The organism is Psychrobacter sp. H26 (assembly GCF_059073035.1).
The window spans coordinates 1,769,260-1,786,324 of sequence record NZ_JCACRW010000001.1 but is presented as its reverse complement, the minus strand read 5'-3'; the positions used below and the strand labels follow the sequence as shown (position 1 = coordinate 1,786,324).

Here is a 17,065-nt window from a genome sequence, read left to right as displayed (position 1 = left end):
AATAGTTAAGGGCACTGCAAGATTTTTTTACCATTTTATTCTGAGACGATGATAATTTTCACAACGATGTGCCCATAAAATAATCATTATTTATTCTAAACCGTTTGTTTCTTATATGAAACAAAATATTTATGAAAGAGTTTTGAGGCTGGCTAAACATCGAGATTTTATATCGGATATCGGACCAACCTAATGCAACGGACTCAGTATCGACTTTAAACGCCCCTAAATTTTAGTAATAAAAAAAGCCAAACGGTCGCATAGGGACAGTCTGGCTCTTTGAGGGTAGATAGCACTATAAGTACTAAGCGTAATAGTGGCGCTATCTACAATAAATGCTTATTTATACTTTATCATCCTCTTGTGGTACATGCACTGGCTGCTCCGAATGCTTGAGGGTATTCGCTTCAGCACTATTATGAGCCTCATCGGGTGGATCAATGTGGCGACTGTGATTGTTACTCATACGCTCACTGAGATGTGACTCAGCATCACGGTAACGATGATCTAATGCGTCTGCTTGCGGTTTTGATTTCTTAAAATCTGTCTGTGAGGTTACTTCTTCGGCAGTATCCTGTTCGCTTACCATCTCTACGTCACCATCACTCTCGTAACCGTGATTGGGGTTTTCGTCACCCGTTTTTGTGTCTGTATTTGAAGTATCATTCAGCTTACCAGTAGCTAGAGCATCGGTAGCTGGAGCGTCAGTATCCGCTGCCGTATCAATATCGTCAGACATACCGCGTTTGCTTTGAGCCTGTTGTTTTAGCTGAGCGTAGTCCGTCAGTTGATGAACCGCGTTTTCAAGAGCGTGTGGATTGTCACGCTCTAGCGCTTCTGATAGATGCTCGTCAAATGTATCGGTCAATAACGAGTCAAAGCGCATGGCATTATATTGAATCAGTACTTCCGCTTCTTCTTCGGTAATACCGCCGTTTTGGCTGGCATGTACCACATGATCCTCAAACGTCAGTCCTTCAAAGCTGTCTTGATGTTCTGCTTTTTTGAACTTCTGCCACAACGGTTCAATTTCAACTAACGTCTGATAAGCATGTTCCATCCGACCAGTCACATCGTCTGCATCGGTATTGTAATAGACCATGGTTTTCAGATAATCACGAAATGGGTTTGCCGCAAAATCATCCATGAACGTATCGCCCAATTGACGCTTGAGCTCATCACTCGCTGGCGTAAAAATACGCCCGCTAGGGAAGGTCACAAAGCTAACCACATTGGCTGCCATACGGTTCGGGAAGTTGGCAAAGAAAGAGACAAAGGCTTCTTGAGCCGTATATAAGCTATTTTGTAGCGCAACTTCGGCATGCAGTCGCTCAGACTCTGATTTACTACCATACTCATAAAACTGCAAGATGGCAGTCGCAATGAATAAGTGGCTATGAATGTCTGCTAAGCGACCAGACAGCATCTCTTTACGTTTTAGATCACCTGCTAGCAAACCTAACGCCATATCCGCAGTTAGTGCAAAGCTCGCGCTTAAACGGTTGATATGCTTGTAGTAAGGACGAGTGAAAGCGTCAGCAAAACTTGGTGCATCATTACTACCACCAACGTACCCTGCCACAAACGCTTTTGCACCGCGGTTAAAGGTATAGCCCAAATGCTTAAAGAAAAGAGTATCGAACTCTTGGGTCGCCGCAGCTTTATCTTCGCTTTGTAGCAGTTGCAGCTCGTCAAATAGATATGGATGACAGCGCATCGCACCTTGACCAAAAATCATCAATGAGCGCGTCAAGATATTGGCGCCCTCAACGGTGATAGATACAGGGATCGCTTGATAAGGTGTGGCTAGGAAGTTACGCGGACCCATCTGTACGGCGCGGCCACCGACCACATCCATACCGTCGTTGACCACACTGCGCATGGTTTCAGTCGCGTAGTATTTCGCCATAGCAGTCATGACTGACGGCGTACCGCCTTGGTTCAACCCGCAAGTCACCAAGTGACGGAACGCTTCTAACATATAAGTGTTACTTGCCATACGGCTAGTAGCATCCTGCACACCCTCAAACTTACCGACTGAGATCTTGAACTGTTCGCGTACTTTTGCGAACGCACCGACAGACAAATACGTCATTTCACTGGCTGATGTAGACAGAGCTGGTAAAGAGATGCCACGACCGACGCCGAGACATTCCATCAGCATACGCCAGCCGCGACCAGCGTTTTCGACACCACCGATGATGTAATCTAACGGGATGAAGACATCTTTGCCATCGACTGTACCATTCATAAATGGTGAGCCGATCGGATTATGACGTGGGCCTGTTACGACGCCTTCGTGGCTAGCAGGAACAAGCGCACAGGTAATACCATAATCAGTTTTTTCAGGATTACCAAGCAGTCCTTCTGGATCGTGCATCTTGAATGCTAGACCGACTACAGTGGCGATAGGCGCCAAGGTAATCCAGCGCTTAGAAAAGTTCATACGTAGGCCGAGTACTTGCTCGCCCTCATGCATGCCATAGCAGACCACGCCAGTATCAGGAATTGCACCTGCATCCGATCCTGCCTCAGGACCAGTCAGACCAAAGCAAGGCACTTCATCACCCTTGGCCAGACCTGGTAGCCAGCGCTGTTTTTGCTCATCTGTACCGTAGTGCATTAGTAGCTCACCAGGGCCGAGCGAGTTGGGAACCATGCAGGTTACAGCAGCAGTCGGTGAGCGCGACGCAATCTTACTCATCACTCGGCTTTGTGCATAAGAGCTAAATTCTAGACCACCGAACTCTTTTGGGATAATCAAACCCAAAAAGCCGTTGTCTTTTATAAATTGCCATGCTTCAGGTGACAGCTCCTTATCTTTGTGCTGAATTTGCCACTCATCGAGCATGGTACACAAGGCTTCTACTTCATTATCAATGAAGCTTTGCTCTTCTTCTGATAGTTTCGGATAAGGGTAGCTGGCAAAAGTATCCCAGTTTGGCGCCCCCATGAACAGCTCTTTTTCCCACCAGCTAGTACCCGCATCAAGCGCTTCACGCTCGGTATCACTCATACTTGGCATGGCACCGCCAAGTGCCTTATAGACAGGCTTTGTAATCAAGGATTGGCGCAGTGGTGCAACGAGTAAGACCAAGCACAGCAGCGCCATTGGTATGCCCAAGATGAGCGACCAGGGACTAATAACTGCCGTAACGATGACCGTTATTAGCGCGACGATACTGCCAGTAACCCGTGATAAGGACAACAAAAAGATGGCCAAGACCACGGCTAATTGAATGATGACTGCCAAAATAAACAAGCCAATTGCCATGACTATCTCCTTTGAAATGCTGGATAAAAAGCGTGAAAAGTATGTGAGTGAAACAGGTAACTGTAATTATTGTTATGTCTTACCACTTACTGTTTTATAAATAAATCGAATGATTTTCTAGTTACTAAATGCCCGATTCTACATTTTTTAAATGTTAGTATTAACGGTCTAGCAAGTGATTGATAAATAAATAACAAGAATGGCCACTAATATGAAACAGTTGTCGATGACTATCAAGACCCTAAATGCTACGCTGTGTCGACAATATGTATCAAGCAGTGTATAGCTATTAGGCTCTGATGGATAAAGCCTTAAGAGTGACTAAAATATGGCGACTTGCTAAGCAACTAGCGTTATAGACTAGCCAAAAGGCACAAGACAGCTTTCGGCATAGGATAAGGTTTCATTGCGACCAACAATAATATGATCGACAAGTGAGATGTCTAATAAGTCACATGCTTTTTTTAGCTCATAAGTCAGTAGGTTATCCGCATTTGATGGCTTTGCGTCAGTATGAGGGTGGTTATGGGCAATGATCAACTGACTGGCAGCGTGGCTCAGGGCATGTCGCAATACATGCTTCATACAGACAGAACAAGATGAGATACCGCCAGTAAACAGTATCTCAAAGTTCAAAAGGTTCAATGCATTATCGAGACAAAGTACGGCAAACACTTCACGATGCTCGCCGCGTAACTGGGTGCTGATATAATCTTTGACCACCTGCGAGCGTCCAAGCGCCTGACCTGTTTTGAGCTTGCTATCTAGATAGCGTGTGCCCATCTCAAGCGATGCCAGTATCTGAGTGTATTTCGCAGGCCCAATCCCGTGACAGGCGAGAACGGTCTGTTGCGGCGCAGACAATAGCTCAGCTAAGCTGCCAAATTGATTGATTAATTGACGCGCCAGCTCAATCGCTGATAGAGACTGAGTCCCTGTCCGCAAAAATATAGCCAATATCTCAGCATCGGATAAATGAGCTGCGCCAAATTTCAGTAGTTTTTCGCGTGGTCTGTCGTCTTCATGCCAGTCTTTGATTGCCATTGTCACTCCTTGAAAATGGATTGATACTGCTTGTAGCCTACTTACAATAACACGGTCAATAACTCGGTGGCGGCATCAATATAGCAAGCCAGACTCATGTGCCACTGATACTCAATTTCTTGTATTGTCTTATTGCGTATGGACTATAACGAGGTAAATACGGAAAATCTTACCCAATTTATCTCATAGTTGTTACTATAAGCGCAATTTTATCTTTTTACTTTTTTGTTGATGCCACGCTTATGTCCAATATTGTGCTTGCTATTACTGGCGGTATCGCCGCTTATAAATCTGCCATATTTGCCCGTTTATTAATCAAATCAGGCTTTGATGTGCGCGTCATTATGACGACAGGCGCACAAGCTTTTATCACGCCGCTAACCCTACAAGCGTTGACAGGTAACGAAGTGCATGTCTCATTGCTTGATGAGCAAGCAGAGGCTGGCATGGGTCACATTGAGCTGGCTAAATGGGCTGATTTGGTTGTCATCGCACCTGCCTCTGCCAACACGCTCGCACGTCTGGCCATGGGTATGGCCGATGATCTATTGACCACAGTGTGCCTTGCCACTACAGCACCTGTTATTCTTGCTCCTGCGATGAATCAGCAGATGTGGGCGCATCCAGCAGTGAATTTAAATGTACAAACCCTACGGGATATGAATTATCAAATTATCCAACCAGCCAGCGGTGAGCAAGCGTGCGGTGATGTAGGCGCAGGGCGATTGCCTGAGCCTGAGCAGTTATTAGCCGAAGTATTGCTATTCAATGCAATACAAACGACACCCCAGCTATTAGCAGGTAAAAGGGTCGTTATTACTGCAGGTCCAACGGTAGAGGCAATTGACCCTGTACGCTACTTATCCAACCACTCTTCAGGAAAAATGGGTTTTGCTTTAGCGCGTGCCTGCGTTGCAGCTGGTGCAGATGTCGTCTTGATTGCAGGCGGCAAAGTCGCTCTGCCTACACCGCTCAATGTCACACGTATCGATGTGCTGTCTGCCGAAGATATGCTGATTGCTGCACAGCAGTGTGTGGATGGCACGCACAGTGAGCTGCAACTGGATTTTGAAGAAGAACACGACCATTCTCATGAGCATATGCACAATCATTCTCATACTCATACTCACTCCAAAGAACATCATCATAGCGATTGTGGTTGCGGTGAAGATGGCAATCATAATTACGACTATGACCACGACTCGCTACATTCTCATGATCACAACCCAGTCACAAAGGCAGATGTCTTTATCGCGACTGCAGCAGTTGCCGATTATCGTACTGAAGAAGCCGCACCGCAAAAAATCAAAAAAACGCAAGATGCGATGACACTCAGCTTAGTCAAGAACCCTGATATTTTAGCGACCATTTCTCTTGCGCATCCAGAGCTGTTTGTCGTCGGCTTTGCCGCAGAAACGCAAGATGTTGAGCGTTATGCACGTGGTAAATTGGTCGCAAAAGATCTCGATATGATTGCTTGTAACGATGTCTCACGCGCAGATATTGGTTTTGCCAGCGACGATAATGCAATGCAGGTATTCTTCTCAGAGTATTATGCACGTGATGCGATAGCACTAGAAAAGACCAGCAAAGACAAAATCGCTGAGCAGTTGGCTGGCATCATCGGTGAAGCAATCGGTCAACGCAAAAACGGCTAAAGGTACAGGCTTACAACCAGTAGATATGAGCGCAGAGCCTAAAATGGTGTGACCGATATGATAGATATGGCTGGTAACGATAGCACTCAGATGCTAGTGCTGACGATTATTTTTGCGCTGGCATCGCTGTTACATGGTATTAGTGGGCTGGGTGTGACCTTGGTGACGACCACGGCGCTTGCCAGTATTTACCCGTTGCCACACGCCATTGTCTTGGTTATTTTCCCCTCTTTACTACTCAATGCAATGACATGGTTGGCAGGTGGTGAGCGCACTATTTGGCAAAACTTTATCTATTACGGCAGGCGCTATTGGCTGCTTGCGCTTACCAGCTTACTCGGTAGTATTTTGGGCGCTAAGCTGTTGCTATGGATCAATAGCGCTTATATTTTATTGCTATTGGCGGCGGTAATAGCCTTTTATGTGGTGAGTAGCCTACTCGGAAAACAAATCCGTTTATCAGATACCAAGCCAGTACTGATTGCTGTTGGCTTTAGTGCAGGCGTTATCGGCGGTTCGACCAATGCCATGTCCACCATCTTGATGATGTATCTATTGTCTGCAAGTGATGATAAAAACACTATCGCCAAAGTGGGCAACATGTGCTACTTCTTAGGAAAAATCGCCCAAATTATCGTCTTACGCGAGCCTATCATGGCGCTTAGCAGCGGCGAGTGGCAGTTAATTGCTTTTTTGAGTATATTATCTATAGCCACGCTTTTGATTGGTATTCGTTTACGTCGTTATTTGCCACAAGCACGTTTTCGTCAGCTTATTTTATTGATCTTAATCGTGCTTGGCGTACGCGTTGGCTGGCAGGGGATCACAGCACTATTGTAGTATCGTTGTCTTGATACACTATGTTAAGTCAGAGCCAATATAGGAGGGACGCTCAACATAACAATGGTCAGCTCAAAGGTTAGCTCAAAAGCTCGCTGAAGTTACCGAGGCTACTGAGGTTATGAGGGTTGGTGTAATCGAAAAAATCGAGTCTCTCAATATGGTTTAACGGTTAAACATATTTAAGAGAATAGTCGCGACGACACTAATCACTATCATAGTCACTACTGGGAAATACACTCGCGTATTGCCTGAAGTATGTTTGATATCGCCTGGCATATTACCTATCCAAGAAAAAGCACTTGGAAACAGCAACCAGATAATACCGATAATAACCAATACAATACCTATGCCTATCAATAGTTTCGCCATATAAACTTTGCCTTATGTCGTTGTAAGTTGAACAGTCTCACTAAAATATATCTGCTGTGCCAAACGAAAAGTATTACAGTGCGCTTCGACCACATCTTCGATATCTTCTGAATAGCCACCGCCCATCACGATAGCAACAGGAATGCTGGCAGCTTTTGCTTGCTGCAATACGTATTCATCACGTGCTTTGCAACCTGCTGGTGTCAAACCAAGTTTGCCAAGCTTATCTGTTGCAAGCACATCAACGGCAGACTGATAAAAAATCATATCTGGCGCAACTTCAGAAATTAAACGAGGTAACGTCTCCTCTAATATCTGCAAATACGCTTCATCACCTGCATCATTGTCCAGCTCAATATCTAGATCGGACACTTGCTTACGAAATGGATAGTTCTTGGCACCGTGCATACTAAAGACAAAGACGCGTGGCTCATTCATCATGATGCTGGCATTACCATTGCCTTGATGAACATCCAAATCTACAATCAAAATCTTTTGTGCCTGTCCGCGATTTAATAATAAGTTGCTGGCAATACAGACATCATTAAAGACACAAAACCCTTCTCCATGACCGGCAAAAGAATGATGAGTACCACCTGCGACATTCATGGATACGCCATATTGCTGAGCATAGAGTGCGCACTCATAGGTGGCATGAGCAATATAGCGGCCACGCTCCACCAGCTGCGGCGTCATCTCAAACCCAATAGCTCGCACAGCCTTTCGTGGTAGGGTTTGCGTTTTGAGCTGATACCAGTATTCTGGAGTATGTGTGGTCAGAATCTCAGCTTCGCTTAAGCGGGCAGGGGCAAAGAAATTGTCTTGGGTAATGGTTCCTTCTGCCAGTAGGCGCTCAGGAATCAAGATGTACTTTTGCATGGGGAAGCGATGTTTTTCGGGCACAGAATAACGAAAGACGTCAGAGTAGGCAATTTTTAGCATAAAAATTCTAGCTTCATATTGAGGGTTGTTGTAGATAGGGTGGTTATTTTAGATAGATAAGCATAAAGACAGAGGCGAGCTATCGCTAATTATCGCTTGATAAACAACCAGTTTGCTGAAAAAACTGGCTTACTGAATAAACCGAGTTATTGAACAAACTGGGTCGGCAAGAAGAATGTACGCGCATCTGACTGCTGACGTAGCTCGATAAGCAGCGTTTGCATATCTTCAGCAGGATCTTGATTGTTGATTAGGTTATCAAACAGCTCATTGGCAACGGTAGTCATCGCGACCACGCTTTGCAGCAAATGCTCAATGATATCATTATCAATACCGACGGCTTCAACGTCGATAGCGTTTTTGTAGCGTATCTCCCCATCATTGATATCCATCTCTAAATTACCGATCAGCATGTCATAATTGATCTGGGTAATGAGTAGTAGTGCCGCATTTTGGTGACTCTCTGGTATCAAAAATGGCAAGATACCATAAACAGCCAGCAGCTTATTTTTTTCTTGTACACGAAACAGATAACCACAGTTGACCTGTTTGTGGCGCATTCTCAAGGATAAGTGATGTGATTGCTGGCTATCATTCGTCTTGGGTCGATAATGCGTATAGTGCCATTGCTTATCGCTGAAATATTGTTTTAAGCAGTCGACAATGGGCGTGTCACTGGGGCGCTGTGTTTCCGCTACTGAATGATCAGGCTTTAGACGAGAGGAGTTTATTTGCTCACGGACTTGGCTGGCATCTGGTTCAGAGGTAGCGGCAGAGGAGTTATTATCAGTAGTCTCAGAACTACGGGCAATGACATTAGTGGATATACCAGTTTTATCGTTAGCAGTGTTAGCATGGTGGTCAGCGTTACTATCAGCGAGTGATAAATCTGCTTGCTCACCTGTACCATCGATGACCGACTGCGGCGCGGATGCAGTCAGTAACCGTTTGATTTTTTGCCACAGGCTGAGTTTGTTGCGTTGACTCATAATAGTATGCTGACAAGTAAGTGAAGTTAAAATAGCAAACAAGCAAAACGACAGCTTAATCTTGGTTCAGCGCGAGTCCTTCTTTAATAGTAGGCTGCGCATAAAATGCTTCTAGCATGTCACGTAGATGAGCGGTAAACCAAGGCGCATCAATAGCATCGTTGACGATAGGCAGTAGCGAAGCACTACATTGACGCATCGCATCGTCATCAATGTGCAGACCCGCAGCGATAGTTGTCATTGTGTCAGACTGATGATTGGCATACCATGTGTCGATACTTGCTGACACCAAGCTGTGCAAATACGGTGATACTCTGAGACGGTTGTAGCTTTGCTGAATACTGGCTTCGATATGATCAATACTACTATCGCCAGGCTCATCGCTTAGATAGGTTTGCAGCTCGCTGATCGGTTGATCTTTGATACGATCCCAGCCCATGACCATCAGACGCGCCACTTCTTTATTTGATAAGTGTTCTTGTGCGTTAACTTCGGCTTTTCGTGTCAAATCTTTAATATTACGATGCAAGTACGTTTGCAGTTTTTCATCGAGGTTTCTATTGGTTGCCTTCTCAAAAGAGCTGCGTCCAAGCTTCATTAATTTACCGACGCCGCCTGCTTTATCAAGTGTGGTATCCATAAAGTCATTGATAGCATGATAGAGCGTTTGGGTCAGTAGGTCTGCAAAGGTTTCGTTGCCGACCAGCGTATGAATCAATACGTTACGCTGCTGTTCATGGCTACCGATGTAATTAGCAAGGGTTTCAACTTGTACATCATCGACCAACTCAGACAAAGGCACGTTGTCATTGACCGGGTGATAAATGAGGGTGTGCAAAATATCACGTATGTCTTTGCGCATTACTTCAGTCATCGGCTGACTTAATAGCCAGTCCTTCATCACATGCTGTAAATGCTCGCATTTAATATATTTGCTCAAGGGCTGCGCCCCAAACCATTGCCACGCCTCCATCGCTAGAGGTTCAGCCTGCTGATGCAGCCACTGCTGCATAAAATCAATCTGAGCATCAATCAAGCTATCTACTGTTAAACGGCTGGTTGATGAGGTAGTAGTCGTGTCGTTTTGGCTATCTGGTAAAGTCTGCATAGGTTTCAAAGTCATATTTTGAGGTCGTATTTTTTGAGGTTGTACTTTTTAAAGTCAGAGTAATCGACAATTTGTTATACTGTGTGTTTGTGGTGGTCATAGGGTATTATGCCATGAACATTACCTTTATTTGTGAGGAATGTTGACTGCCACTTGATAAATAACCAGAGGTTTAGATGACGGTTTTGGATACGCCTTTACTTACACTTGACGAGCTGACGGTTCAGCGCGGTGAGATACCGCTGTGTGAAGGGGTCTCATTGCACTTATCTACCGGTAGTATCTGTCATCTTATTGGGGCAAATGGTACGGGAAAAACGACGTTGCTCATGCAGTTAGCAGGATTGTTGCCAGTTCTGGTAGGTGGAGTTGCTTATCAGAATCAATCGAGCTTGCCTATCCAGCCTCTTTATGTCTCGCATCAGTTGGGTATTCATCCCAATCTAACCGTCGCGCAAAATCTGACGTTCTTACTGAACTTGTATGGTATCAGCCCAAGCGCATCCGATATTGATGATGCGCTCACTTGGGTAGGTCTACAAGGGTTTGAGACGATCAGCTCAAGTCATCTGTCTGCGGGACAAACGCGGCGTATCACGCTGGCACGCTTATATTTGCTGACACCTGATGTGACGCCATTATGGCTGCTTGATGAGCCTTTTACAGCGCTGGATGTCGATATGGTGGCGAGAATGGAGGCGCGGCTATGTGACTTTGCACAGGCTGGCGGGTCGATACTCATGACCAGTCATCAGGCAGTCGGTGTGGCCAATCAGGTGCTCGACTTGTCAGATTATATGGTTTAGCTCATACCCTTAGTATATGTGAAAGGACGAATAATGACAGACAGTCCAGCGCAAGCAAACTCAGCTGCAGTGGCAAGCAAAAAACCCGTGAGTATCGTCACCACACCGCGTGGGATTGGGTTTGGTCAGCTGTGGCGCCGCGAATGGCAAGTCAAGCAGCAAGGAGCGGTGCAATGGTTGTATCCGCTAGTCTTGTTTTTAGTGATTATTACTTTATTTCCGCTAGCGGTGGGTAGTGAGCCTGCGCTGTTACAGCGCCTTGGTGTATCGGCAGTCTGGATCGCGGCATTATTGTCACTGGTCATGGGTGTTGATGGTTTATTTAAGCCTGCGCTTGATAATGGTACGCTTGCGCAATTGGTCGTCGCCAAAGCGTCACTACCGTTATGGGTGCTGATACGTCTGGTCATTCACTGGATATTTAGCAGTGGTATTGTGGCGGTGCTGAGCTTGCTTGCGGTGCCTTTGTTTCAGCTGAGCTGGTTTGAGGCATGGGTGTTGATGGCATCTATCGTGACAGGCAGTCCGATGCTGTTGATGCTATCAGCGGTCGCCAGTAGCCTGACACTGTCACTAAAGAATGGCGCAGTGTTGGTGCCTTTGATTGCGTTGCCTATGCAGTTACCCGTATTGATTTTTGCGACAGGCGCGGTCGACTTATTTGCCACGGGACTTAACGGTTTGCCTATATTAGCACTACTATTGGCAGGAAGCATTATCTCAGTATTGGTGATGCCTTGGGTGATTGCAACAACCCTCAAAATGTCATGGCTCAATTAACTAGAATGTCCAAAACCCCGTAGTCCAAATCCAGCGTATTAACATCGTGTTGAAAACGGGCAATTTTGCTATAATAGTCTATTGAATACGTACACAGATCTTTGTAGATTCTATCCAGTGTTTAACGCCAGCAGGTGAGCCAATAGGAGTGCTTTTTTGCACTATATCGGTCAAAACCAGTAAGCTGTGTAATAGGTTTATTCTCATGCCCAACCTGAATAACGTCTCATCTCCTAGCTTGTGGCAGCGCATTTGGCAGGGTTTCTTGACCACTGTAGGCACCAAGCAGTTTTTTCGTATTTTTGGCCCTTGGGTCAAGTGGCTTGCGATATTAGCCAGTATCTGTTTGCTCATTGGTAGTGTATGGGGCCTTGCTTTTGCGCCGCCTGATTATCTTCAGGGTAATAGCTATCGCATTATCTTTATCCATGTACCAGCGGCCAGTCTTGCTATTTCTATCTATTTTTCTCTTGCAGTTCTGGGAGTGATTTATTTGGTATGGAAGATTAAGACTGCCAGCTTAGTCGCGCAGGCGCTTGCTCCAATGGGGTTTTTGCTATGCGTTATTAGTTTACTCACAGGTTCCATTTGGGCAAAGCCAACATGGGGCACCTATTGGGTATGGGATGCGCGCCTGACGTCAATGCTCATATTGGCATTTCTATACGCGGGCGTCATGGCGCTGTTTGCTGCTTTTGAGCATACCGCCAATCGTGGTAAAGCAGCCGCAATACTATCCATCGTAGGCGCAGTGAACCTGCCTATTATCAAGTACTCAGTGGAGTGGTGGAACACCTTGCATCAAGGGGCGACCTTTAGTTTGACGGCAGCACCCAAAATGTCGGCAGATATGTGGATGCCGCTACTACTAATGATTATCGGCAGCTATTTACTGGTTGCGACATTAGCGATTTATCGTACCAATACGCTGATTTTAAACCGTGATCAAGGCAAGGCATGGGTCAAAGAATACATTCGTAGTCAACACAAGTAACGGTTAGGAATATACTATGCAGCCCTACTTTTATAGCATATCTGAGTTCATTGCCATGGGTAAGCATGGAGTTTTTGTATGGACATGCTGGGCGATTACCGTCGGTGTAATATTGGCTTTTATCATCTACAGTCGTAGACAACGCCAAGCGCTCATCAAACAGCTCACTATCCAACAAGCGCGCCAGGCACAACGCACTACCAAAACACAAACACCTGCTACCAAAAATTTTGAATAAAAAGAGATCTTAATAAAAAGGGCTCTGAATAAAAAATTATTTTAATATCATGGTTTTACTGTAAGGCGCCGTATCCTTAAACTGACAAAAATATGACTTTATAGGCAATGATGAGGCTTATTGATTTGTCTGAAAAATGCTACCATATAGCGATTAGATAAGTACGATTAGAAAGACATTTTCAGAACGTTTTTCTAATGGTAGTTTCTTCAAATTTTTCTGTTTGATAGACGGATTATGGTTTATAAAACAGCGACTCGTTGATGGGGTAGTGGTATGAATGCAGTTCGTAGGAAAAAACTGACGTGGGTTATGTTTACGCTGGCAGGTGCGGCCGTAGCTGTTATGTTGGTTATTTATGCTATCGGGCAGCAAACTGACTACTACTTTGATGCGACTGCCATTGCTCAAGGTGAAGCGCCTCAAGACAAACGTATTCGTGCTGGTGGTATGGTGGTTGCAGGTAGTGTGCAGCGCGCAGCGGATAATCCTCTAAATGTCGAGTTTGCGATCACTGATTTTCAATCGACAGTACCCGTGACTTATCAAGGTATTTTGCCAGATTTGTTTGCTGAAAACTCAGGCGTGGTCGCTACTGGCAAGATGCAAGGCGAAACCTTTGTGGCAGGTGAAGTATTGGCTAAGCATGACGAAAACTACATGCCACCAGAAGTTGCCAAGTCTATGAAAGAAAACAATCGTAGCGGGGCAGTGCCTTCTTCTGAGCAATACAACCCCGCCGTAAAAATTCACGAGACTGAAACGCTACAACAGTAGTGGCTGTATGCATTTAAGCTATAGAGTATATAAAATATACAATATGTAAAATAAAAAAAGCCACCGATGATCGGTGGCTTTTTTGTTGGTGTATTCAATCAATTAACGAAGTACTCGCCACATTAGTCATCCCATACAGGAGTATAATCAGGATGCTCAATCTTACGACCGTCAGAGCTTGCAAGCTTACCAATTTTTTCTAGCTCATCTGCACTCAGCTCTACCTTGGTAGCATCTAGATTGCCTTGTAAGTGATCAGGATTCGAGGTTTTTGGGATAGCAACGCGGTGTTTGTCTGATAGTATCCACGCCAACGATATTTGCGCTGGTGTTACATTGTGGTTATCAGCAATCTCTTTGATAATATCGTTGTCAAACACATCACCACGTGCTAGCGGTGAGTAGGCTTCTAGCAAGATATGGTGATTATTCAAAAAGGTTTGTAGTGTGTCTTGCTTAATGAACGGATGAAACTCTACTTGGTTCACTACGATAGGCACATCAGCATGTTTTTTGGCTTCAATAATATTGGCAATATTGAAGTTTGAAACACCGATGTGACGTGTCAAACCCTGTTTTTGTAACTCGCACAACGCAGGAATAGTTTCAGACAATGGTACGCGGTCGTCAGGCCAGTGTAGTAGCAATAGATCGACATAGTCTACGCCCAGATTTTCTAATGATTTTTGCGCAGCAGCTTTTAGCTTCTCTGGCTCAAACTTCATATCGTCAGGAAAAATCTTGGTAGTCAAAAAGAATTTATCGCGAGCCACCCCTGATTGTTTGATACCTTCACCCACTTCTTTTTCATTGTCATAAGCTTGGGCGGTATCGATATGCTCATAACCCATCTGTAGGCCTTTTTTGACCACATCGATACAATCTTGTCCTGTTGACTGCCACGTGCCCAGTCCTAGAACGGGAATGTTTGCTTGTCCAGCGGTACGAATAGTATAGCTTTTAGCACTCATATTATTATCCTTGTTCTATTTGTAGTTTCTATTGTTATTGATTAATTTCGATATAATTACTGATAGTAAGGCGATTGGTATTATTTGATAGGCTTAGTTAAAGCGATAAAAAGTTTGTTCGATTATCATTTCTAAAAAGTCGATATTTAATTGTCAATGCTTCACTAATCAGTCTCGTCTACTATAAGAAAAACGCGCACAAAGTGGAAGGTCGAGTGACGCATCCCTACAAAGGGTAAACAGGCTGTAACGTGACTTTTAACAATCAGATGGTTTCATACAAGTTATACAATAGTAAAAAAGCTTAATAGTTGTTGCCATAAAAAAACGTCCATCACTATCAAGTGACGGACGTTCATAATCATAAATATACTTAAACACTTAAAGCTCAGGTACTCAAAGCCTAAATACTTACGATTTGGATATGCAGTCTAAGTCTTACTGAGCAGCAGCTTCTAGAGCGTCAGCGCTTTCAATTTCGGCAGTGCCCATATGCGCGCTGTGGTCAGTACCCCAGATTTTTGGGTACTTGTAGCCAGGGAACGTTTCGTGAGCGTACTTTTTGAAAGCTTCTGAGTTATAAGCATTGGTAACATCCTCAACCCATTTCTTGCCAGTATCAGCAGATTTGATTGCTGACCAGTTGACATAAGAGAAGCTTGGCTCTTGGAATAGTGCTTCAGTCAGCTCGATACCAGAGTCAGTAGCATAGTTGCCGTTGATTACTGCAAAGTCTACTTCGTCACGTGCACGTGGCAGCTGGGCTGCTTCTAGCTCAACGATTTCAATATCGTATTTGCTATTGTCAGCGATATCTGCTTTTGATGCAGTTAGCGGATCGATATCGTCTTTGAGTGTAATCCAGCCAAGATCATCCATCATGACCAACGCACGGGCAAAGTTACTTGGGTCGTTAGGCGCAGAAACACTCATGCCTTTAAATGCAGCATCAAGGCTGTCTTTTTTACCAGAGTAGATGCCAAGTGGTGCAGTTGGTACTTGGAATACTTCGACAAGATCAAGATTGTTCTCTGTCTTGAAAGTATCAAGGTATGGCTTGTGCTGGAAGATGTTGATATCCAAATCGCCTTCAGCCAATGCAAGGTTAGGACGCACATAGTCAGTAAATGCAATTAGCTCAACTTCATAACCTTGTGCTTCTAGTGTACCTTTCACTTGGTTACGAACCATATCAGCAAAATCGCCTTCAGTGGTACCGATAACGATTTTGGTATGTTCAGGATCGATATCGCTAGCGGCAGTTTCAGCAGTTGATCCTTCGGTGACTGGTTCTTTGGTCGCTTCTGGCGCTGATGAATTGCTGCAACCAACCAAGACCAAACCTGATACACCAACAGCGGCAAATGCGCTGGCCAACTGACGGCTGATATCTGTTAATTTCATAATACGTCCTTAATAATGAATGGGATTAAATAAAATGTTTATTGTCTAAACATTAAAAAAGCAACATTATAAATAGTAATGCTGCTTTTTATGAGCGCTGAGATGGGATTGAGTGTTGCCAAAAATAAACCTAGTCGCTCGTAATGTCAAGTATTCTCTAAAGCGGTTTAACGTTTGTCCAAACGATTGGCAAGCCAGTTACCAGAGGCTTGAATTGATATGACCATGATCGATAGTACAATCACAATAAAAATCATGACTTCGGTTTGATAGCGATAATAGCCATAACGAATGGCCAAGTCACCCAAACCACCGCCGCCGATCATACCTGCCGCCGCCGAATAAGACAGCAAGCTGATACAAAGAATAGTCACTGACAGTACTAAGCCTGAGCGTGCTTCATTGAGCAGTACTTTTATAATAGTAAAAGGCCTGGCGCCCATCGACTCAGTGGCTTCAATGATACCGCGCGGCACTTCACGTAGGTTTTGCTCGACCAAGCGCGCAAAATAAAACGATCCTGCAATTGCCAGTACCAATGATGCCGCAATAGGACCAATACCTGTGCCAACAATAGCCTTGGTAAACGGACTCATCGCAATCATCAAAATTACAAATGGGAAGGCACGCATAAAGTTGGTGATACCACCAAGTACACCGTACAGTGTCTTGTTTTGCAAAAACTGTCGATCACTAGACAAAAACAAGAATACGCCAAACAGTCCACCGATGATAATGGCTACCGTGGTCGAGATACCAAGCATGATAAAGGTATCAACGAACGCGTTCATAATCTCTTTACGTAGAACAAGCAGCTTGTCTATAGAGGCGGATAATTCAGTACCAGTTAACATATCTATTTCTCCTG

General features: G+C 44.6%; 16 protein-coding genes. 7 read left to right on the top strand and 9 right to left on the bottom strand.

Features of this window, described 5'->3' with window-relative positions; translation table 11 throughout:
- Positions 1 to 343: 343 nt before the first annotated feature.
- Positions 344 to 3,274 (bottom strand): acyl-CoA dehydrogenase, encoded by a 2,931-nt coding sequence (locus AC5JPT_RS07395; RefSeq protein ID WP_493857650.1) that lies wholly within the window; start codon positions 3,272 to 3,274, stop codon positions 344 to 346.
- A 360-nt stretch (positions 3,275 to 3,634) separates the two neighbouring features.
- The gene (gene radC / locus AC5JPT_RS07390) at positions 3,635 to 4,318 is read right to left on the bottom strand and encodes a RadC family protein (protein ID WP_493857649.1); all 684 of its coding nucleotides are present in this window, start codon (positions 4,316 to 4,318) and stop codon (positions 3,635 to 3,637) included.
- A 242-nt stretch (positions 4,319 to 4,560) separates the two neighbouring features.
- Here radC and coaBC point away from each other — a divergent pair, with 242 nt between their 5' ends.
- Entirely contained in the window at positions 4,561 to 5,976 is a 1,416-nt protein-coding gene (coaBC, locus tag AC5JPT_RS07385) for a bifunctional phosphopantothenoylcysteine decarboxylase/phosphopantothenate--cysteine ligase CoaBC (protein ID WP_493857648.1), read from the top strand.
- Between the two features lie 57 nt (positions 5,977 to 6,033).
- A complete protein-coding gene (locus AC5JPT_RS07380) occupies positions 6,034 to 6,816 on the top strand; it encodes a TSUP family transporter (protein ID WP_493857647.1) in 783 nt (260 codons plus the stop codon).
- A 165-nt stretch (positions 6,817 to 6,981) separates the two neighbouring features.
- Here the strand turns inward: AC5JPT_RS07380 and AC5JPT_RS07375 are convergent, their stop codons facing one another.
- From AC5JPT_RS07375 to AC5JPT_RS07360, 4 genes are all read right to left on the bottom strand, one after another.
- Complete coding sequence (locus AC5JPT_RS07375) at positions 6,982 to 7,188, bottom strand: DUF2905 domain-containing protein (RefSeq protein ID WP_319050928.1); 207 nt, start codon at positions 7,186 to 7,188, stop codon at positions 6,982 to 6,984.
- 12 nt (positions 7,189 to 7,200) lie between these two features.
- The gene (locus AC5JPT_RS07370; RefSeq protein WP_493857646.1) at positions 7,201 to 8,130 is read right to left on the bottom strand and encodes a histone deacetylase family protein; all 930 of its coding nucleotides are present in this window, start codon (positions 8,128 to 8,130) and stop codon (positions 7,201 to 7,203) included.
- Between the two features lie 146 nt (positions 8,131 to 8,276).
- A complete protein-coding gene (locus AC5JPT_RS07365) occupies positions 8,277 to 9,119 on the bottom strand; it encodes a type III secretion system chaperone family protein (protein ID WP_493857645.1) in 843 nt (280 codons plus the stop codon).
- Positions 9,120 to 9,174: 55 nt separating this feature from the next.
- A complete protein-coding gene (locus AC5JPT_RS07360) occupies positions 9,175 to 10,242 on the bottom strand; it encodes a hypothetical protein (RefSeq protein WP_493857644.1) in 1,068 nt (355 codons plus the stop codon).
- Positions 10,243 to 10,403: 161 nt separating this feature from the next.
- On the opposite strand from AC5JPT_RS07360, the gene ccmA reads away from it, so the two are divergent.
- The 5 genes from ccmA to ccmE all read left to right on the top strand — a co-directional run bounded on the left by ccmA (position 10,404) and on the right by ccmE (position 13,822).
- Positions 10,404 to 11,033 carry a heme ABC exporter ATP-binding protein CcmA gene (gene ccmA / locus AC5JPT_RS07355; RefSeq protein ID WP_493857643.1) on the top strand — a complete coding sequence of 210 codons (630 nt, stop codon included), beginning with the start codon at positions 10,404 to 10,406 and terminating at the stop codon, positions 11,031 to 11,033.
- Between the two features lie 33 nt (positions 11,034 to 11,066).
- The gene (locus AC5JPT_RS07350) at positions 11,067 to 11,813 is read left to right on the top strand and encodes a heme exporter protein CcmB (protein ID WP_493857642.1); all 747 of its coding nucleotides are present in this window, start codon (positions 11,067 to 11,069) and stop codon (positions 11,811 to 11,813) included.
- Positions 11,814 to 12,018: 205 nt separating this feature from the next.
- Positions 12,019 to 12,807, top strand: coding sequence for a heme ABC transporter permease CcmC (gene ccmC / locus AC5JPT_RS07345; RefSeq protein ID WP_319050922.1), 789 nt, complete (start codon positions 12,019 to 12,021; stop codon positions 12,805 to 12,807).
- A gap of 16 nt (positions 12,808 to 12,823) precedes the next feature.
- Positions 12,824 to 13,045, top strand: coding sequence for a heme exporter protein CcmD (gene ccmD / locus AC5JPT_RS07340; protein WP_319050921.1), 222 nt, complete (start codon positions 12,824 to 12,826; stop codon positions 13,043 to 13,045).
- Between the two features lie 276 nt (positions 13,046 to 13,321).
- The gene (ccmE, locus tag AC5JPT_RS07335; RefSeq protein WP_493857641.1) at positions 13,322 to 13,822 is read left to right on the top strand and encodes a cytochrome c maturation protein CcmE; all 501 of its coding nucleotides are present in this window, start codon (positions 13,322 to 13,324) and stop codon (positions 13,820 to 13,822) included.
- Between the two features lie 122 nt (positions 13,823 to 13,944).
- Here ccmE and AC5JPT_RS07330 read toward each other — a convergent pair whose 3' ends face one another.
- From AC5JPT_RS07330 to AC5JPT_RS07320, 3 genes are all read right to left on the bottom strand, one after another.
- Positions 13,945 to 14,793 (bottom strand): aldo/keto reductase, encoded by an 849-nt coding sequence (locus AC5JPT_RS07330; RefSeq protein ID WP_493857640.1) that lies wholly within the window; start codon positions 14,791 to 14,793, stop codon positions 13,945 to 13,947.
- A 438-nt stretch (positions 14,794 to 15,231) separates the two neighbouring features.
- On the bottom strand, positions 15,232 to 16,197 hold the full coding sequence (locus AC5JPT_RS07325) for a MetQ/NlpA family ABC transporter substrate-binding protein (RefSeq protein WP_493857639.1): 966 nt from the start codon (positions 16,195 to 16,197) through the stop codon (positions 15,232 to 15,234).
- 167 nt (positions 16,198 to 16,364) lie between these two features.
- Positions 16,365 to 17,051 (bottom strand): methionine ABC transporter permease, encoded by a 687-nt coding sequence (locus tag AC5JPT_RS07320; protein WP_493844299.1) that lies wholly within the window; start codon positions 17,049 to 17,051, stop codon positions 16,365 to 16,367.
- Between the last annotated feature and the right edge of the window lie 14 nt (positions 17,052 to 17,065).

Excerpts from the sequence above, each read along its gene's own strand:
- AC5JPT_RS07375 (WP_319050928.1), bottom strand. The coding sequence starts at position 7,188 with ATGGCGAAACTATTGATAGGCATAGGTATTGTATTGGTTATTATCGGT.
- AC5JPT_RS07330 (WP_493857640.1), bottom strand. The coding sequence starts at position 14,793 with ATGAGTGCTAAAAGCTATACTATTCGTACCGCTGGACAAGCAAACATT.
- AC5JPT_RS07325 (WP_493857639.1), bottom strand. The coding sequence starts at position 16,197 with ATGAAATTAACAGATATCAGCCGTCAGTTGGCCAGCGCATTTGCCGCT.
- AC5JPT_RS07360 (WP_493857644.1), bottom strand. The coding sequence starts at position 10,242 with ATGACTTTGAAACCTATGCAGACTTTACCAGATAGCCAAAACGACACG.
- ccmE (WP_493857641.1), top strand. The coding sequence starts at position 13,322 with ATGAATGCAGTTCGTAGGAAAAAACTGACGTGGGTTATGTTTACGCTG.
- AC5JPT_RS07395 (WP_493857650.1), bottom strand. The coding sequence starts at position 3,274 with ATGGCAATTGGCTTGTTTATTTTGGCAGTCATCATTCAATTAGCCGTG.
- AC5JPT_RS07380 (WP_493857647.1), top strand. The coding sequence starts at position 6,034 with ATGATAGATATGGCTGGTAACGATAGCACTCAGATGCTAGTGCTGACG.
- AC5JPT_RS07320 (WP_493844299.1), bottom strand. The coding sequence starts at position 17,051 with ATGTTAACTGGTACTGAATTATCCGCCTCTATAGACAAGCTGCTTGTT.
- ccmD (WP_319050921.1), top strand. The coding sequence starts at position 12,824 with ATGCAGCCCTACTTTTATAGCATATCTGAGTTCATTGCCATGGGTAAG.
- AC5JPT_RS07370 (WP_493857646.1), bottom strand. The coding sequence starts at position 8,130 with ATGCTAAAAATTGCCTACTCTGACGTCTTTCGTTATTCTGTGCCCGAA.
- ccmA (WP_493857643.1), top strand. The coding sequence starts at position 10,404 with ATGACGGTTTTGGATACGCCTTTACTTACACTTGACGAGCTGACGGTT.
- AC5JPT_RS07365 (WP_493857645.1), bottom strand. The coding sequence starts at position 9,119 with ATGAGTCAACGCAACAAACTCAGCCTGTGGCAAAAAATCAAACGGTTA.
- AC5JPT_RS07350 (WP_493857642.1), top strand. The coding sequence starts at position 11,067 with ATGACAGACAGTCCAGCGCAAGCAAACTCAGCTGCAGTGGCAAGCAAA.
- coaBC (WP_493857648.1), top strand. The coding sequence starts at position 4,561 with ATGTCCAATATTGTGCTTGCTATTACTGGCGGTATCGCCGCTTATAAA.
- ccmC (WP_319050922.1), top strand. The coding sequence starts at position 12,019 with ATGCCCAACCTGAATAACGTCTCATCTCCTAGCTTGTGGCAGCGCATT.
- radC (WP_493857649.1), bottom strand. The coding sequence starts at position 4,318 with ATGGCAATCAAAGACTGGCATGAAGACGACAGACCACGCGAAAAACTA.